General features: G+C 64.2%; 21 protein-coding genes. 14 read left to right on the top strand and 7 right to left on the bottom strand.

The window, feature by feature from the left end:
* From RMN73_RS09640 to RMN73_RS09630, 3 genes are all read left to right on the top strand, one after another.
* On the top strand, nt 1-641 hold a 641-nt coding region (locus tag RMN73_RS09640; protein WP_309603112.1), incomplete at its 5' end, for a thiamine pyrophosphate-dependent enzyme.
* Nucleotides 638-1,666 (top strand): alpha-ketoacid dehydrogenase subunit beta, encoded by a 1,029-nt coding sequence (locus RMN73_RS09635; RefSeq protein WP_309603111.1) that lies wholly within the window; start codon nt 638-640, stop codon nt 1,664-1,666. The genes RMN73_RS09640 and RMN73_RS09635, both read left to right, overlap by 4 nt.
* The gene (locus RMN73_RS09630) at nt 1,663-2,970 is read left to right on the top strand and encodes a dihydrolipoamide acetyltransferase family protein (protein WP_309603110.1); all 1,308 of its coding nucleotides are present in this window, start codon (nt 1,663-1,665) and stop codon (nt 2,968-2,970) included. Before RMN73_RS09635 ends, RMN73_RS09630 begins: the two co-directional genes overlap by 4 nt.
* Here the strand turns inward: RMN73_RS09630 and RMN73_RS09625 are convergent.
* Both RMN73_RS09625 and RMN73_RS09620 read right to left on the bottom strand, forming a co-directional pair.
* Nucleotides 2,967-3,176 carry a hypothetical protein gene (locus RMN73_RS09625; RefSeq protein WP_309603109.1) on the bottom strand — a complete coding sequence of 70 codons (210 nt, stop codon included), beginning with the start codon at nt 3,174-3,176 and terminating at the stop codon, nt 2,967-2,969. The two genes, RMN73_RS09630 and RMN73_RS09625, sit on opposite strands and share 4 nt — an antisense overlap.
* Nucleotides 3,177-3,268: 92 nt before the next feature.
* Nucleotides 3,269-3,811: an NAD(P)H-dependent oxidoreductase gene (locus RMN73_RS09620; protein WP_309603108.1), complete on the bottom strand. Its 543-nt coding sequence runs from the start codon at nt 3,809-3,811 to the stop codon at nt 3,269-3,271.
* A gap of 51 nt (nt 3,812-3,862) precedes the next feature.
* On the opposite strand from RMN73_RS09620, the gene RMN73_RS09615 reads away from it, so the two are divergent.
* Nucleotides 3,863-4,315 (top strand): helix-turn-helix domain-containing protein, encoded by a 453-nt coding sequence (locus tag RMN73_RS09615; RefSeq protein WP_309603107.1) that lies wholly within the window; start codon nt 3,863-3,865, stop codon nt 4,313-4,315.
* 13 nt (nt 4,316-4,328) lie between these two features.
* Here RMN73_RS09615 and RMN73_RS09610 read toward each other — a convergent pair whose 3' ends face one another.
* The 4 genes from RMN73_RS09610 to RMN73_RS09595 are packed head-to-tail and all read right to left on the bottom strand — an operon-like array spanning nt 4,329 to nt 6,248.
* A complete protein-coding gene (locus RMN73_RS09610) occupies nt 4,329-4,973 on the bottom strand; it encodes a DUF1109 domain-containing protein (protein WP_309603106.1) in 645 nt (214 codons plus the stop codon).
* 3 nt (nt 4,974-4,976) lie between these two features.
* Nucleotides 4,977-5,483: a sigma-70 family RNA polymerase sigma factor gene (locus RMN73_RS09605; RefSeq protein WP_309603105.1), complete on the bottom strand. Its 507-nt coding sequence runs from the start codon at nt 5,481-5,483 to the stop codon at nt 4,977-4,979.
* 17 nt (nt 5,484-5,500) lie between these two features.
* Nucleotides 5,501-5,959 (bottom strand): DoxX family protein, encoded by a 459-nt coding sequence (locus RMN73_RS09600; RefSeq protein WP_309603104.1) that lies wholly within the window; start codon nt 5,957-5,959, stop codon nt 5,501-5,503.
* A gap of 4 nt (nt 5,960-5,963) precedes the next feature.
* Complete coding sequence (locus RMN73_RS09595) at nt 5,964-6,248, bottom strand: DUF2282 domain-containing protein (protein ID WP_309603103.1); 285 nt, start codon at nt 6,246-6,248, stop codon at nt 5,964-5,966.
* A gap of 187 nt (nt 6,249-6,435) precedes the next feature.
* On the opposite strand from RMN73_RS09595, the gene RMN73_RS09590 reads away from it, so the two are divergent.
* The 3 genes from RMN73_RS09590 to RMN73_RS09580 all read left to right on the top strand — a co-directional run bounded on the left by RMN73_RS09590 (nt 6,436) and on the right by RMN73_RS09580 (nt 8,427).
* Nucleotides 6,436-6,723, top strand: a complete 288-nt coding sequence (locus RMN73_RS09590; RefSeq protein WP_309603102.1) for a hypothetical protein — start codon at nt 6,436-6,438, stop codon at nt 6,721-6,723.
* A gap of 73 nt (nt 6,724-6,796) precedes the next feature.
* Nucleotides 6,797-7,636: a DUF692 domain-containing protein gene (locus tag RMN73_RS09585; protein WP_309603101.1), complete on the top strand. Its 840-nt coding sequence runs from the start codon at nt 6,797-6,799 to the stop codon at nt 7,634-7,636.
* Nucleotides 7,633-8,427 (top strand): DNA-binding domain-containing protein, encoded by a 795-nt coding sequence (locus tag RMN73_RS09580; RefSeq protein ID WP_309603100.1) that lies wholly within the window; start codon nt 7,633-7,635, stop codon nt 8,425-8,427. The genes RMN73_RS09585 and RMN73_RS09580 overlap by 4 nt, the downstream gene beginning before the upstream one ends.
* Here RMN73_RS09580 and RMN73_RS09575 read toward each other — a convergent pair whose 3' ends face one another.
* Nucleotides 8,428-8,694: a hypothetical protein gene (locus RMN73_RS09575; protein WP_309603099.1), complete on the bottom strand. Its 267-nt coding sequence runs from the start codon at nt 8,692-8,694 to the stop codon at nt 8,428-8,430.
* Between the two features lie 141 nt (nt 8,695-8,835).
* Between RMN73_RS09575 and RMN73_RS09570 the strand changes: the two genes are divergently transcribed.
* From RMN73_RS09570 to RMN73_RS09540, 7 genes are all read left to right on the top strand, one after another.
* The gene (locus tag RMN73_RS09570) at nt 8,836-11,136 is read left to right on the top strand and encodes a transketolase (RefSeq protein WP_309603098.1); all 2,301 of its coding nucleotides are present in this window, start codon (nt 8,836-8,838) and stop codon (nt 11,134-11,136) included.
* 10 nt (nt 11,137-11,146) lie between these two features.
* Nucleotides 11,147-11,599, top strand: coding sequence for a MaoC family dehydratase (locus tag RMN73_RS09565; protein WP_309603097.1), 453 nt, complete (start codon nt 11,147-11,149; stop codon nt 11,597-11,599).
* Nucleotides 11,596-12,429 carry a CoA ester lyase gene (locus tag RMN73_RS09560; protein ID WP_309603096.1) on the top strand — a complete coding sequence of 278 codons (834 nt, stop codon included), beginning with the start codon at nt 11,596-11,598 and terminating at the stop codon, nt 12,427-12,429. Before RMN73_RS09565 ends, RMN73_RS09560 begins: the two co-directional genes overlap by 4 nt.
* Nucleotides 12,430-12,444: 15 nt before the next feature.
* Nucleotides 12,445-13,494 carry an NAD(P)-dependent alcohol dehydrogenase gene (locus RMN73_RS09555; protein ID WP_309603095.1) on the top strand — a complete coding sequence of 350 codons (1,050 nt, stop codon included), beginning with the start codon at nt 12,445-12,447 and terminating at the stop codon, nt 13,492-13,494.
* Nucleotides 13,494-13,997 (top strand): DUF3833 family protein, encoded by a 504-nt coding sequence (locus RMN73_RS09550; protein ID WP_309603094.1) that lies wholly within the window; start codon nt 13,494-13,496, stop codon nt 13,995-13,997. Before RMN73_RS09555 ends, RMN73_RS09550 begins: the two co-directional genes overlap by 1 nt.
* Before the next feature lie 89 nt (nt 13,998-14,086).
* Nucleotides 14,087-15,700, top strand: coding sequence for an MFS transporter (locus RMN73_RS09545; protein WP_309603093.1), 1,614 nt, complete (start codon nt 14,087-14,089; stop codon nt 15,698-15,700).
* A 115-nt stretch (nt 15,701-15,815) separates the two neighbouring features.
* Nucleotides 15,816-16,651: L,D-transpeptidase family protein (locus RMN73_RS09540; protein WP_309603092.1), on the top strand; the 836-nt coding region annotated here is incomplete at its 3' end.

Below are 16,651 nucleotides of genomic sequence, written 5' to 3'. Positions count from 1 at the left end.
GCTGGATCGGCGATGGCGCGACCGCCGAGGGCGACTTCCATTCGGCGCTGACCTTCGCCGCGGTCTATCAGGCGCCGGTGATCCTCGGCGTTGTCAACAACCAGTGGGCGATCTCCAGCTTCTCGGGCATCGCCGGGTCGGAGCAGGCGACCTTCGCCAGCCGCGCGGTCGGCTATGGCATTGCCGGGCTTCGCGTCGACGGCAATGACGCGCTCGCGGTCTACGCCGCCGTGCGCTGGGCTTCGGAGCGCGCGCGGACCAATGGCGGTCCGACATTGATCGAATTCTTCACTTACCGCGCGGAAGGCCATTCGACCTCCGACGACCCGACCGGCTACCGCCCCAAGGGCGAACCCGACGCCTGGCCTTTGGGCGACCCGATCGCGCGGCTTAAGGCGCATCTGTTGGCACTTGGCGAATGGGATGATGAACGCGACGCCGCATTGGACGAGGAGATCGACGCTTCCGTCCGCGCAGCGCAGAAAGAGGCCGAGAAGCAGGGCATTCTGTCGCAGCAAGGCTTCGAAAATATCGGATCGATGTTCGAGGACGTGTTCGCGGAGGTTCCGTGGCACATCGCCGAGCAACGCGACGCCGCGCTTGACGAAGCCCGCGAATTCCTCGGTCGGGACGCATCATGAGCGCTGTAAAGTCCACTGGCCGGAACATGATCGAGGCGATCAACGACGCCCACCGCGTGATGATGGAACGCGATCCCGATATTGTCGTCTACGGCGAAGATGTCGGTTATTTCGGCGGGGTGTTCCGCGCCACCGCCGGCCTGCAGGAGCAGTTCGGCAAGACCCGCTGCTTCGACGCCCCGATTTCGGAAGGCGGGATCATCGGCACGGCGGTCGGCATGGCAGCTTATGGCCTCAAGCCGGTGGTCGAGATCCAGTTCGCCGATTATATCTATCCCGGCTACGACCAGATCGTCAGCGAAGTCGCCCGCATGCGCTATCGCACGGCGGGCGAATGGACCATGCCGATGGTCATCCGCAGTCCCTATGGCGGCGGCATCTTCGGCGGCCAGACCCACAGCCAATCACCCGAGGCGTTGTTCACCCACATCACCGGGATCAAGACGGTCATCCCGTCCAACCCCTATGACGCCAAGGGCTTGCTGATCGCGGCGATCGAGGATCCCGATCCGGTGCTCTTCTTTGAGCCCAAAAGGATCTACAACGGCCCGTTCGACGGCCATCACGACAAGCCCGTCACGCCGTGGTCGAAGCATGCTTTGAGCGAGGTACCCGACGGCCATTACACCGTTCCCCTGGGCAAGGCGAAAGTAGTGCGCGAAGGCGAGTCGTTGACGATCCTGACCTATGGCACGATGGTCCATGTCAGCCTCGCCTCGGTCGAGGAATTGGGGATCGACGCCGAAGTGATCGACCTTCGCACCCTGATCCCGCTCGACATCGAAACGATCGAGGAAAGCGTCAGGAAAACCGGCCGCTGCCTGATCGTGCAGGAAGCGACCAGGACGTCGGGCTTCGGCGCCGAACTCGCGGCGCTGGTGCAGGAGCGTTGCTTCTACCACCTCGAAGCCCCGGTCGAGCGGGTCGCGGGATGGGACACGCCCTACCCGCACGCCTATGAATGGATTTACTTCCCCGGCCCGATCCGGATGAAAAACGCCCTCAAGAAGGTCATGGCCGCATGAGCGTCTACAAGTTCAAACTCCCCGACATTGGCGAAGGCATTGCCGAGGCTGAGATCGTCGCCTGGCACGTCAAGGTCGGCGACATCATCGGCGAGGATCAGCAACTCGCCGACATGATGACTGACAAGGCGACGGTCGAAATGGAAAGTCCCGTCGCGGGCACGGTGATCAAGCTGGCCGGCGACGTCGGCGACCAGATTGCGATCGGATCGGTCTTGGTCGAGATCGAGACGGCGGGTGATGCGAGCGCTGCGGAAAGCCGCGACGAACAGCCGATGGCCGACGGCGCGGGGGTGGCGACCGAGGCGCAGGCGGAAGCAATTCCAATTGCCGCGACACAAGCCGAAGCTCCGGCCCCAACCCCGTTCGTCCCGAGCGAAGTCGAGGGGCGTGGCGCAAAGGCAGAAAAACGTGTCTCGACTTCGCTCGACACAAACGGATCGGGGGATCACTCAAAAACCCTCGCCTCTCCCGCCGTTCGTCAACGTGCGCGCGACCTCGGGATCGACCTGGCGCACGTCAAAACCACTTCTGACCGGGTCCGCCATTCGGACCTCGACGCCTATCTGCTCTACAATGGCGGCAGCCCCGGCCACGCCCCCACCGCGACCCGCCCCGACGAAACCATCAAAGTGGTCGGTCTGCGCCGCAAGATCGCCGAAAATATGCAGGAGGCGAAGCGCCGGATCCCACATTTTACCTTGGTCGAGGAATTTGATGTCACCGAGCTCGAGGACACGCGGGCGATGATGAACGCCGACCGCGGCGACAATCCCAAGCTCACCCTGCTGCCGTTCCTGATTGCCGCGATGGGCAAGGCTCTGCCCTACTGGCCGATGCTCAATGCCACGTTCGACGATGACAATATGTCGCTCACCCGCCACGGCGCGATGCACCTCGGCATGGCCACCCAAACCCCCGGCGGGCTGATGGTCCCAGTGATCCGCGACGCCCAGTCCAAGAGTGTATGGCAACTCGCCCGCGACGTAGCTCGGCTCGCCGATGCCGCCAAGTCGGGCAAGGCCAGCCGCGAGGAATTGTCCGGATCGACCATCACCTTGTCGAGCCTCGGCCCGATGGGCGGAATCACCTCGACCCCGGTCATCAACCGCCCCGAAGTCGCGATTATCGCGGTCAACAAAGTGCGCGAAATGCCGGTGATCATCGACGGCGAGCTGGAAGCGCGCAAGCTGATGAACCTGTCGCTAAGCTGCGATCACCGCGTGGTCGATGGCTGGGACGCAGCCAATTTCCTCCAGGCGATGAAGAAATTGATCGAAAACCCGCTGCGGCTGCTCAGTTAGCGAGCCGCACCGTCGATCCGGGCGATCAATTCGAGCGACTTGATCGAATAGCTTTTGGCCATTCCGGCGTGGCTCGCGAACACCCGATTATCGGTCGCGCGAATTGCGGCGACGGTTTCCTCATCGGCCCGCCGCAGCAGATATTCGACTTCGCCGAAATCCTCGCGGTCGGTCGACTGGTGGGTGTCGAACGGGGTCAGGCTCATCATAAAGTTTCTCGCTTTCAATCGCGACTGGAAGGTGGCCCCCGGTCGATGAATCCCAGGTGAAGCGGCGCGCACACGGCGCGCCGCTCGCCTCATGCTGCTAACCGTTCGACCTCTTCCAGCCCGTTGGCGATGCCAGCTTCGCGCTGCTCCGGCCCGGCCGCAATGCCGTTGGCCTGGACGAATTCCGGCTTGACCCCAATGAACCCGAACAGGCCGGCCAGATAGGTTTCGACATGTTCGAACGGGCTTGTGGTGTCGTAAAATCCACCGCGCGAAATGGCGACGATCACGCGCTTGTCGCCGACCAGTCCTTCGGGGCCATTGGCGGTGTAGCGGAAGGTCTTACCGGCCACCGCGATGCGGTCGATCCACGCCTTCAACTGGCTCGGCACGCCGAAATTATACATTGGCGCACCGATCACGATGGTGTCCGCGGCGAGGAATTCGTCGAGCACCTTGGTGTCGGCGAAGGCAGCCAGCGTGAGATGGTCGAGCGGTTCGGCCACGAGGTCGCGGGTGACGATGGTCGCGCCCGAATCCTGCGCCTTCAGTTGGTCGATGATGGCATTGGTCAACTGGCGGCTGACGCTTGCCTCGCCGGTGATGCTGCTGTCGATCTTGAGGATGGTCATGTTTTGATCCCTGGTATTGATTTGTTAGCGGACCACTTTAAATAACCGTCTATGGACCAGCTTCAAGAACGCAAAAATTTGTTACCCAGTCACAAAATTGTGCCCGCATCATATGATGCTCGCAGTGCGACTGCGGGCGGCCCCTGCCTCCAGTCGGCAGGCTGCAAGAATGTCGCGCCAGTGCTCAATCGGGTCGGCGACAAATGGAGCATGATGATCGTCATGATCCTGGCCAACGGATCGCGCCGCTTCAGCGAATTGAAGCGCGAGATCGACGGCATTTCGCAGCGTATGCTGACGCTCAGCCTGCGTGGCCTGGAGCGCGACGGCCTCGTTACGCGAACGGTCACCCCGACCATCCCGCCGCGCGTCGATTATGAACTGACCGAGCTCGGCATCTCGTTACGCGAGCCGGTCAAGGCGCTGGGCGAATGGGCGATCGAGCATATCGCCTGCATCCGCGCGGCGCAGGAACATTACGATCGGGCGAACGACCGAGTCTAATCCGCGCCGTTTGTTACCAGCGCACCAATGGTGGAACGACCAATCGGCCAAGCATCGCGCCGAGGACGAGCGGCACCATGTGCCACAGTCCGACATGGTAGAAACTGTCGAACGGGCAATGGAAGGCAAAGGCAAAAATACCGACCGCGCCCGACGACAGCCCGACTAGCAAGCCAGCGCGTTCGGGGGAGGTTGGCGCGCCGCGGCGGAGCCACCACACCAGCACCGCCGCATTGACCAGGCCGAGCGCGAGCCCCATCGCGACGCACTTCAGTTCATGGCTGGTGACCAGCACGGCTGGCATTAGCTCGGTTCGCGAGACCAGCATGATCAGCGCCGCGACCGGCAACAGGCCGAGTGCGGTGACCACCGATTTCCAACCCTGGCTGGACTGACCGACACGCGGCAGGCCCATCCGGATCGCGGCGAGGGCGGTGCCCAAGGCGACGATCAGGAACAAGCCGTTGGCGAACAGGAACAGCGGCTGGAACCGCCCGGCCGCGACATCGGGCCGAAGGCCGAGCAGCAAGATGGTCGACAGGATGACGGCCACCGCCACCATCCCCGTCAGGGCAAGGCCGGTGCGCACCTTCATGGCGCGGGCTGGCCGCAAATCGTCGACCAACGCCGCGATTTCGAAATTGGGATTAGTCGGCATGGTTCATTCCGCTTCTTCAATCAGGATCGCCAGCTTCTTCAGCCCGCGATGGATGTTGGTTTTGACCAGTGGTTCGCTCTGGCCGCACGCATGCGAGGCCTCGGCGATCGACAGTCCGTGAATCTTGACCAGCTCGATTGCCCTCGCTTGCCCGGCGGGCAAATGGGCAAATAGCCGCTCGAGGCTGAGCCGCGCGGCAAGCTGTTCGTGATCGCCATGATCGGGCAGATCGCGGTCGAGCTCGACCAGTTCGGCGCGGTAATATTGCCGCAGATGATCGACCCAGCGATAGCGCGCGATCGCTGCCAGCCACGGCAGGAACGGCCGGGTCGGGTCATAACTCGACAGCTTGCGGTGCAGCGCCAGCAACGTGTCTTGCACCAGATCATCGAGGCTCGACGGCGCTACACGGCGGCCGAAATAGCGTTTCAGCCACGAATTGCAGTTCGTCAGCAGGACCAGATAGGCCTGTCGGTCGCCGGCCTGGGCGAGCGCCATCAGGCGCGCCATGCTGGGCTCATCGGCTTTCACCGGCGACGGCCCTTGGTCAGCAGTTGATCGACCGAAAATAGTCCGCCTCCACGCGCGATCAAGATGAGCGCCATCGCCACCCATAACGAATGAACCGGCCACCACGCATCGGGAAAGACGAACAACTGGATGATAAAAGTCATTCCCAGCAGCGCCATCGCCGACAATCGCGTCGCCAGGCCGACCAATAACAAGATGGGGAACAGATGTTCCGCCGCAGTTGCCGCCACTGCCGCGAGGTCGGGCGGAAGCGGCACGCCGGCATATTCGTCGCGGAACAGGGCCTTGGTGGTGTCGCTCAGCGTGATCCAGCTGCCCTCGGCAATCTTGGTCCGTCCCGACCGCCAGAAGATACCAGCGAAGGCCACGCGCAGCACCAGCAAGGCGACGCCTTCGCTCAGCTTGCTTTCGAGCGCGCCGACGACGCGGTTATAGGCGGCGATGGCCTTGCTCACCCGATCAGGCCTTGGCGCTCAGCGAGCCATTGCCCTTGGGGGTCTTGATCGTCAGGCAGGTCCCGGCCTTGACCAGTTTCCACGCATTGCCCTGAAAATCTTTGGTCGACGTTCCGGCGCAGCTGGTGCCCGCACCGGCGGCGCAATCATTCTTGCCCGCCTTGGCAACGCCAAAGCATTTTTCGGTCGCGGGCTTCTTGACCTCGGCCGAAGCCGCGGTCGCAAGGCCGGCAGTAACCGATGCGGCGATCAGGCCGGCGAGCAAATGACGAGCGGACAATTGGGGCATCTATTCTCTCCTTGAAGGATCGGCCCGTGGTTTGATCGGGACGTCGATCATCCCATTCGCCGCCGACCAATGGATTGTTACAGGCCGACCGAAAAGAATCGTTTCGGTCAGCAGCTGTAACCATCGGCGGCAATGCAGCGAATGCCAGATGCCAATTTGGCGTAACGCATTTTCGGGAGACCATCTGATGACCAACCTTCGCACTGGAGTCCGCTTCACCAGCGCCGCCGCATTGTTCGCAATGGCGTCGATCGCCGCAGCCGCACCGGCCCCGAGCGGCAGCACGGGTGCTGCTGTCGGCGGCGCCGACACCGTTCATTGTTATGGCGTCAACAGCTGCAAGGGCACGGCCGACTGCAAGACCACGGCGAATGAATGCAAAGGCCATAACGAGTGCAAGGGTCATGGCTTCAAGGCGCTCAAGGCAAGCCAATGCCTCAGCAAGGGCGGCACGATCGGCGACTTGCAAGGCTAAGGCCAGGCGGCCCGGCTGCGCGCCCCTTGCAGCCGGGCCGTCGTCTCTTCCGACGCACCAAAGGCGAATGACCATGACGACCGAGATCGCCGCTTTTGCCGGCTTTGGCCTTGGCCTGCGCCGGCCGCATTATGCCGATTATCTGGACCGCGACGTGCCGGTCGATTTCGTCGAAATCATCTCGGAGAATTTCATGGTCGACGGCGGCCGCCCCTTGGCCACGCTCGATTCGATCCGCGAGCGCTATCCGGTCGCAATGCACGGCGTGTCGATGTCGATCGGCTCGGCCGACGGGCTCGACCATGCCTATCTTAAGCGCCTCAAGACCCTCGTCGACCGGGTTCGCCCGTTGTGGGTGTCGGATCATCTGTGCTGGACCGGGATCGGCGATCACCACACGCATGACCTGTTGCCGCTGCCCTATAGCGAGGCAGCGCTCGACACGGTCTGCGCCAATATCGCGGTGGCGCAGGATGCGCTCGAACGACCGATGCTGTTCGAAAATCCATCGAGCTACGTCCAGTTCGCCGATTGCGGCATGACCGAATGGGAATTCCTCGCCGCAATGTGCCAACGCACCGGCTGCTACCTGTTGCTCGACGTGAACAATATCTTTGTCAGCAGCCGCAACCACGGCTTCGACGCGACGACTTATCTCGACGCCATCCCCGCCGACCGCGTGCGCCAGATCCATCTCGCCGGGCACAGCCAGGGCGAAGCGATGCTGATCGATACCCATGACAGCCCGGTCGCGGATGACGTCTGGTCGCTGTACGACCTCGCCAGCCGCCGCTTCGGCCCGGTCGCGACGATGATCGAGCGCGATGATGATATCCCCCCGCTCGCCGATTTGCTCGATGAGCTGGACATTGCCCGACGCCGCGCGCCCCTCGCCGAACGCCGCGCCGCATGACCAACCTGTCGGCCATCCAGCGGCAGTTTCAGGCAACCGTGACCGGCGTCGAGGAAGCGGGCGTGCTCGACTGGCCGACCGACATGCGGGACGGGCTCGCGGTCTATCGCACCGCCTATCGCTCGCGCCTGCGCGATTGCCTGCGCAGTGCCTTCGACAAAAGCCGGCAATGGATTGGCGATGACAGCTTCGACGCCGCGGCGGCGCATCATCTGATCCTCCATCCCCCCTCCAGCTGGACGCTCGACGACCTCGGGCTGGGGTTCAGCGATACGCTGGGCGAATTATTCCCCAATGATCCGGAGATTGCGGAACTGGCCTGGCTGGAATGGGAAATGCAGCAGATTTTCACCAGTCCCGACGGGCCGGTGCTGGCCGCCGCCGATTTTGCCGACCAGGCATCGCATTACAGTGAGGACGACTGGCTCAACCTTCGGCTCGCCTTCATCCCGGGGCTAGCGACACGCATCGTCACGACCGACTGCGCCGCGCTGTGGAGCGCAATCGATTCCGCCACCGACATGCCGCCGCTCGACCTGCCGCACCACCATACAATGCTGCTCGTCTGGCGTCAGTATATGCGATCGCAATTTCGCTTGCTCGATCCGGTCGAAGCCATCGGCCTGCCCTTGATGCAAAGCGGTGCAACGTTCGAACAATTGTGCGCCGCGCTGGTCGATGCCTGCGGCGGCGACGCCGGTGTCGCCGCCGCCGGCACGATGCTCGGTCGCTGGATGACCGACGGCTTGGTCAGTGACGCCGGGCAGTCATCCGAGCCGATCAGCGGCTGATCAACTGCCGGCCCATTCCTTGGTCTTCTCGGCAATCGTCAGGTCGCGCAGCAAGGCGTCGATGCTTTCGGTCAGTTCGGGCAGGAAGCTGATCTGGTGCCGCGCGCCGCGATAGCTTTCGACCATCAGCAGCGCGTCGATCAGGATCGGAACGACCACCGATTCCGGATCGTCGAGCTCGGCCAGCCCGTGCAATTTCGTCAATATCTTCGCCCGCGCTTGCTCGGGGTCGGACAGCGCCGCCGTCCGTCCAATCATCCACGCCATGTCAGTCTCCGCAAAACGCAATAGGATAAGCGACCCGCGCCGCGAAGGAAGTTCGAGCGGGCGCGCGGAGGCATCGGCTCGGCGTTACCGGTAGTGAACGGGCGGGTTTGAGTCGGGGCAATCCCGCGCTAGGGCAGTGGCATGACGACCGACATCGACGCGCTCAAGATCCTCGACGACAAGCTTCGCTTCCTGTCGAGCTGGACGATCCATCACGCCAACCACGTCCGCGAAGCCACCGATGGCCTCAAGGTCGGGGGTCATCAGGCGAGTTGCGCGTCGATGACTGCGATCATGGCGGCGCTCTATTTCCACGCGCTCGGCCCCAATGATCGGGTCGCGGTCAAGCCGCATGCCGGGCCGGTGCTCCACGCGATCCATTATTTGCTCGGCAGCCAGACCCTCGAGCAGCTCCAGAACTTCCGCGGCTTCGGCGGAATGCAGAGTTACCCTAGCCGCACCAAGGACCAGATCCCGGTCGATTTCTCCACGGGATCGGTCGGGCTGGGCGTGGCAATCACCGCCTTCGCCAGCCTGGTGCAGGATTATCTCACCGCGCACGGCAAGATGGCCGACGAAGATCGCGGACGGTTCGTCGCTTTGATTGGCGACGCCGAATTGGACGAAGGCAATATCTACGAATGTCTAATCGAGGCCTACAAGCACGACATCCGCAACTGCTGGTGGATCGTCGATTACAACCGCCAAAGCCTCGATGCGACCTCGGCCGACCGCATGTTCGAGCGGTTCGACGAGATTTTCGCGAGTTGCGGCTGGCGAACGGTTGAGCTTCGCTACGGCAAGGAGCTGAGCGATGCGCTCGACAAGGTCCCAGCGGTTAGGGGCTGGCTCGACAACCTGCCCAACGCCGACAGCGCGGTCTTGCTCTACCAGGGCGGCGCGGCGTGGCGGGCCCGGATCGAGGGCGACCTCGGCAAGGCCGGCGCGCCGTTCCTCAAGGGCCTCGACGACGAGGCGCTGGGCGCGCTGATGAGCAACCTTGGCGGGCATTGCATGGAAACGCTCACGCAAGCGTTTGACGCGGCGATGGACGACGTCCCGACGTTGTTCGTCGCGTGGACGGTCAAAGGGTTCGGACTGCCGTTTGCGGGCCACAAGGACAATCATTCGGGGCTGATGAACCCGACCCAGGCGCATGCGATGCGCGACATGATGGGCATCGCGCAGGGTGACGAATGGATCCCGCTCGCCGGAATTGGCGGCAACGCCCGCGCCGGGGTCGAGGCACTGATCGGCTCCACCCGAATCCGCCGCGACAAGCGCAGCCGCGATTTTGGGCGGATCGCCATTCCCCCGATCCCCGCCCCAACCGGCGAGGAGCAAACCACCCAGGCGGCTTTCGGGCGCATCCTGCTCGATCTCAGCCGCGCCGGCGGCGACCTAGCCGACCGCATCGTCACCACCTCGCCCGACGTCACCGTCTCGACCAACCTCGGCGCATGGGTCAATCAGCGCGGATTGTTCAAGCGCCGCGACATGGCCGACGTTTTCGCGGCTGCAAAGGTTCCATCTGCGCAAAAGTGGTCGGCCACAAATCAGGGTCAGCACATGGAGCTTGGGATCGCAGAATCCAATCTTTTCCTGATGTTGGCCGCGCTCGGCCTGTCGGGCGATGTGTTCGGCGAGCGGCTGATTCCGATCGGGACGCTGTACGACCCGTTCATTGCCCGCGGACTCGATAGCCTCAATTATGCTTGCTATCAGGACGCTCGTTTCCTGCTCGTCGCCACGCCCAGCGGGATCACGCTCGGACCCGAAGGCGGCGCGCACCAGTCGATCAACCCGCCGCTGATCGCGCTCGGCCAACCCGGCCTGCGCCATTACGAACCGGCCTTCGCCGACGAACTGGCGGCGATGATGGAGGAAGCGTTCCGCCTGATCGACGACCCCGCCGGCGAGTCCACCTACCTGCGCCTCTCGACCCGCTCGATCGTCCAGCACGAGCGTGCCGACGACAGTTGGAAATCGGGCGCGCTCGCGGGCGGATACTGGCTGCGCGAACCCGCTACCGGGGCGGAAGCCGCGATCGTCGCGATGGGTGCGATCATGCCCGAAGCCATCGCCGCCCATGACGAACTCAGCGCCGACATCCCCGGTCTCGGCCTGCTCGCCGTCACCTCGCCCGACCTGCTCCACCGCGGCTGGACCGCGGCGCAGGCGTCACGCTGGTCGGGCACATATCACCCGAGCCACATCGAAAGCCTTCTCGCCCGCCTCGCCCCCGGCGCTGGTATCGTCACTTTGTGCGACGCCGCCCCAGCCTCGCTCAGTTGGATCGGCGGAGTCCTCGGCAATCGCGTCGCGCCGCTCGGGGTCGAACGCTTCGGCCAGACTGGCAGCCTCGCCCAACTTTATGCTGCCTATCGCCTCGACGGCGCCGCGATCACGCAGGCGGTTGCCGAGCTTCTGCTCCCCGCCTAGAGGCATCCGCATGGCCGGACGATATTTCGATCAGTGGCAGGTTGGTGACAGGATCGCGCACGAAGTCACGCGCACCGTCACCGAAACCGACAATGTGCTGATCAGCACCCTGACCCACAATCCCCAACCGCTGCACCTCGACCATGAGGCCGCCGCCGCGTCCGAATTCGGCAAGCCTTTGGTCAATTCGATTTTCACTTTCGGGCTGATGGTCGGCGTGTCGGTCGCCGACACCACGCTCGGCACGCTCATCGCCAATCTCGGCTATGACAAGCTCGTCTTCCCGAGCCCGGTGTTCATCGGCGACACCCTGCGCAGCGAAACCGAATGCATCGCACTTCGCGAATCAAACTCGCGGCCCAATGCGGGGATCGTCACCTGGGCCCACCGCAGCTTCAACCAGCGCGGCGAGAAAGTGTGCGAATGCACCCGCTCCGCACTGATCCTGAAATCGCCCGCATGAGCGACGCCGCGCCGCGTAGTTGGCTGTTCGTCCCCGCCGACAGCGAGAAGAAAATCGCGAAAGCGGTCGCGTCCGACGCCGACGCAATCATTTTCGACCTCGAAGACAGTGTTGCGCTCGGCAACAAGCAAGCTGCGCGCGACCTGCTCAAGTCGCTCAAACGCGACGGCGGCCCGCGCTGGTGGGTGCGGATCAACCCGCTGCGCACCGATCATCACAAGAAGGACCTTGAAGTCTTCGCCTCGGCCGATTTCGAAGGCGTCGTGCTGCCCAAAGCCGAAAGCGGCGCCGACGTGATCGAGCTGTCCCACACCACCGGGCACCTGCCGATCCACGCCATCGTCACCGAGACCGCCGCCAGCCTGTTCGGCCTGCTTAGCTATCGCGATGCCAAGGCCCCGCTCGTCGCCATGTGCTGGGGGGCCGAGGATCTTTCCGCCGCGCTTGGCGCCGCAAGCAAATATGATGCCGACGGCAACCTGTCATTCACTTACCGCCTCGCCCGCTCCCTGACCCTCGCCGGCGCGGTTGCCGCCGGGGTTCAGCCAGTCGATGGCGTATTCGCCGACTTCCGCGACGAGGCCGGGCTGACCGCCGAAGCACGGGCCGCCGCGCGCGAAGGCTTCACCGGCAAGCTCGCGATCCACCCCGACCAGATCGCCCCGATCAACGCCGCCTTCACCCCGTCGGCCGACGATATCGCCCACGCTCAAAAAATTGTCGCGGCGTTCGAGGCCGATCCGGCCGCTGGCGTGTTGTCGGTGGATGGTCGGATGGTCGACCGCCCCCATTTAACCCAGGCAATGGCACTGCTCGCCCGCGCCAGCTGAACCAGGAGATTTTGCATGCCGACCCAAGCCAAGGGATGGGGCACCGACGCCGCCGACCAGCCACTCAAGATGATGGAATTCGAGCGCCGCGACCTGCGGCCTGATGATGTCGCGATCGACATCACCCACGCGGGCATTTGCCATTCCGATCTCCACACCTGCCGCAATGACTGGGGCGGAACGCGCTACCCGGTCATCCCCGGCCATGAAATCGTCGGCACGGTGACTGCTGTCGGCGGCGACGTTACCGCGCACAAGGTCGGCGACATCGTTGCGGTCGGGTGCATGGTCGACAGCTGCATGCAATGCGACCAGTGCCTCGAGGGCTGGGAGATCTTCTGCCGTGAGGGCGCGGTCCAGACTTACAACAGCAAGGACCGCCACGACGCCACGATCAGCAAGGGCGGCTACACCGACCATATCGTCGTCCGCGATCATTTCGTGTGCAAGGTCCCCGCCGGCATGGACGTCGCCCGCGTCGCGCCCTTGCTTTGTGCCGGGATCACCACTTACTCGCCGCTGCGACAGTATAATGTCGGCGAAGGCAGCAAGGTCGCCGTGATCGGGCTCGGCGGGCTCGGCCATATGGGGGTCAAGCTGGCCGCCGCGATGGGGGCGCATGTCACCATCATCACCACCACTGCGAGCAAGGGCGAGGATGCGCGGGCGCTCGGCGCGCACGAAGTCATCGTCTCGACCGACGCCGAAGCGATGAAGGCCGCGTCGACCCGCTTCGACTTCATCCTCAACACGATTCCCGTCAGCCATGAGATCGATGGCTATCTCCAACTGCTCGGTCGTTCGGGCCGGATGGTGATCGTCGGCGCACTTACGCCGATGCCGGGCTTTGTCGGCGCGAACTTGATCTTTTGGAACCGCGCGGTCGGCGGATCGGCGATCGGCGGCATTCCCGAGACTCAGGAAATGCTCGATTTCTGCGCCCAGCACGACATTTACCCTGAGTGCGAGATGATCGCGATGCCCGAGGTCAACGACGCCTATGAGCGGCTGCTCAAGAATGACGTCCGCTATCGCTTCGTGATCGACATGGCGCGCGGGCTCTGATGCGCTTCGGCGGCGTTGCGGTTGGCCTGCTGGCGCTCGCTGCCTGCACCGCCGCCGCGCCGCCTGAGGCCACCCAGGCCGGGCCGGCGTTCGATCCGGTGGCGTTCTTCACCGGTCCGAGCCACGGCGACGGCAAGCTCGACCAGATCATGAAGGGAATCCGCACCGTCACGGTCGACAGCGTCGGCACGCCTAACCGCGACGGATCGCTGACCCTGACCCAACTCATCGCGATGCAGGGCGACCCGCCGCGCACCCGCGTGTGGAAATTGAAACAGGTCGCGCCGGGTCGCTATGTCGGCAGCCTGACCGACGCCAGCGGCCCGGTCGAGACGGTCGCCATCGGTCGTACGATCCGCATCCGTTACCCGATGAAGGGCGGCTTGCAGGTCGAGCAGTGGCTCATTGCGCTGCCCGGCGGCACCGTGCTCGACAACCGCATGACGGTGACCAAATGGGGCATGCGGGTGGCAACGCTGCGCGAGCGGATCGAGAAGCGCTGACCGCCGAGCCTTGCACGATCGCCCGCCGCCGCTAGGCTCCTCAAAAAAGTCGGGAGAGCATTTTGTCGGAAGCAACCAAGCCCTGGTCGATGACCCGCGTCATCGCCGCATCGTCGACCGGCACCGCGTTCGAATGGTATGATTTCTTCATCTTCGGGTCGCTGACCCCGATCATCGCCAAGACCTTCCTCGCCGGGCTCGACCCGACCTCGGCGCTGATCGCCGCGCTGGCCCTGTTCGCCGTCGGGTTCGCCTTCCGCCCGCTGGGCGCGATCATCTTCGGCGCGATGGGCGATCGGGTGGGGCGCAAGGCGACCTTCCTCACCACCGTCAGCCTGATGGGCGGCGCGACCTTCGCCATCGGCCTGCTCCCGACCTACGCCTCGGCCGGAATCGTCGCGCCGATCCTGCTGGTGTTCCTGCGCATCTGCCAGGGCACCGCGCTCGGCGGCGAATATGGCGGCGCGGCAATCTACGTCGCCGAGCATTCACCCGACCACAAGCGCGGCGCCGCCACGGGGTGGATCCAGTCCTCGGCCAGCTTCGGGCTGCTCGCCGCACTGCTGGTGATCGTCGTCACCCGCACCGCGCTCGGCGAAGACGCCTTCAACGCGTGGGGCTGGCGAATCCCGTTCCTCGCTTCGTCGATCCTGCTGGCGATTTCGGTGTGGATGCGGGTCAAGCTGTCCGAGAGTCCGACCTTCGCCAAATTGCGCGACGAGGGCGAGCTGACCAAGGCGCCGCTGCGCGAGGCGTTTGCCCGCAAGGAAAGCCTCAAGCAGGTTCTGATCGCCTTTTTCGCCATCATGTGCGCCCAGGGCGCCGTCTGGTATTTCACTTTTTTCTACCTCCAGGTGTTCCTCGAGAAATCGCTCGGCCTGCCCGCCGCGACCAAGGATTTCCTGCTGATCGCGATGACCCTGGTGTCGGCGCCGCTCTACGTCTTCTTCGGCTGGCTTAGCGATCGCGTCGGGCGCAAGCCGGTGATGCTCGGCGGGATGCTGCTCGCGCTTGCGCTTTACTTCCCCGGCTCGCACCTGATCGCCGCGTCGACCAACCCCGCGCTGGTTGAGGCACAGCGCGCCAGCCCGGTGGTGGTGGTGACCGATCCCGCAAGCTGCGCGGTCCAGTTCGATCCGACCGGCACCCGCCGGTTCGACAGCGCGTGCGACATTGCCAAAAGCCTGCTCGTTGCAAGGGGCATCGCCTATCGCACCGTCGCCGCGACCGACGGCGCTACCACGATCCGCGTCGGCAATAGCGCGCTTGGCGTCGCAGGCGGCGAAGCGCTCGACGATCCCGGCCTCAAGGCAAGCAAGAGCGCGATCGGCGACTCATTGAAGGCGCAGCTCGTCGCGGCCGGCTATCCCGCCTCTGCCGCGCCCAATGCGGTCCATTATCCGACACTGCTGACGATCCTGTTCCTGTTCGTCGTCGCCGCGACGGCGCTTTACGGCCCGCAGGCGGCGGCGCTGGTCGAGATGTTCCCGACCCGGATCCGCTACACCGCGCTGAGCCTACCCTATCATATCGGCACCGGCTGGGTCGGCGGGTTCCTGCCGGTGACCAGCTTCGCGATCGTCGCCATCACCGGCGATATCTATGCCGGGCTGTGGTACGCGGTCGGCTTCACCGCTCTGTCGGCGGTGGTGACCATCTTCTTCCTCAAGGAGACGCGCGGCAAATCGCTCGAGGCGTGCTGAGGCGTGGCCGCAAGGTCACACTCGCCCACTTTGGTTGACGCTTAGATGAGGATGATGCAGCCGAGGTTCAGCCAATGGGTTATAGTGCGCACGAGCCATCATTCGGGGAATTGCCGTGATTTCAGCGACCTGTAGACTTGCCCTTATCGCCGCCGTCGTCGGCGCGACCCCGGCCTATGCCAAGAAAAAGCCGCTGCCGGTGCCCTATACCGCACCGGCCGTCGTCCGCGCGTTCACCCCGCTTGATCGTTTCTATTCGGCGCGGAAGGACGCGCCTCTGTGGATGGCGAACCGCGAGGCGCAGGTCGCGCTGATCCAGTTGCTGCGCGAAGCCCCGATCGACGGATTTGCCAACGGGCCGTCGCTGGCAGTGCAGATCGAAGCCGCGGTTACTGCCGCCCAGACCGGTAATGCAGACGCCGCCAAGACCGCAGACCGGATGATGTCGCAGGCGCTGATCGACTATGCGCAGTCGCTGTCTCAACCGATCCCGGGCATGACCTATGGCGACAATTGGGTCCGCCCGCGGCCCGCGACCGGCGAGACGATCCTGGCCCAGGCCGCGCGCGCGCCGCTGCTCGCCGACCATGTCCGGTCGATTTGGAACTTGAACCCGGTTTATGCCGGACTCCGCCAGGCCGCGCTGGTGGAGGCCGCCCTGCCCGATGGCGGACAGTCGGCCCTACTGGCGCGCAACCTGGTACGCGCCCGGTTCAAGCCGCCGTCGAACCGCTTCGTACTGGTCGACATCGTGTCGGCACGCCTGTGGATGTACGAGAATGGCGTTCCGGTCGACACGATGAAGGTCGTCGTCGGCAAGAATGAAATCGACAAGAAGACCGGCAGCGTCCTGCGCACGCCGATGATCGGCAGCGTCATGTACTACACCGTCTACAACCCCTATTGGCATATGCCCGACCATCTGACGTTTAACATGGCCAAGGCCGCGCT

The organism is Sphingomonas sp. (assembly GCF_031372575.1).
GTDB lineage: Bacteria > Pseudomonadota > Alphaproteobacteria > Sphingomonadales > Sphingomonadaceae > Sphingomicrobium.
Note: the sequence above shows the minus strand (reverse complement) of the source record. Positions and strands in the feature narration are given on the sequence as shown.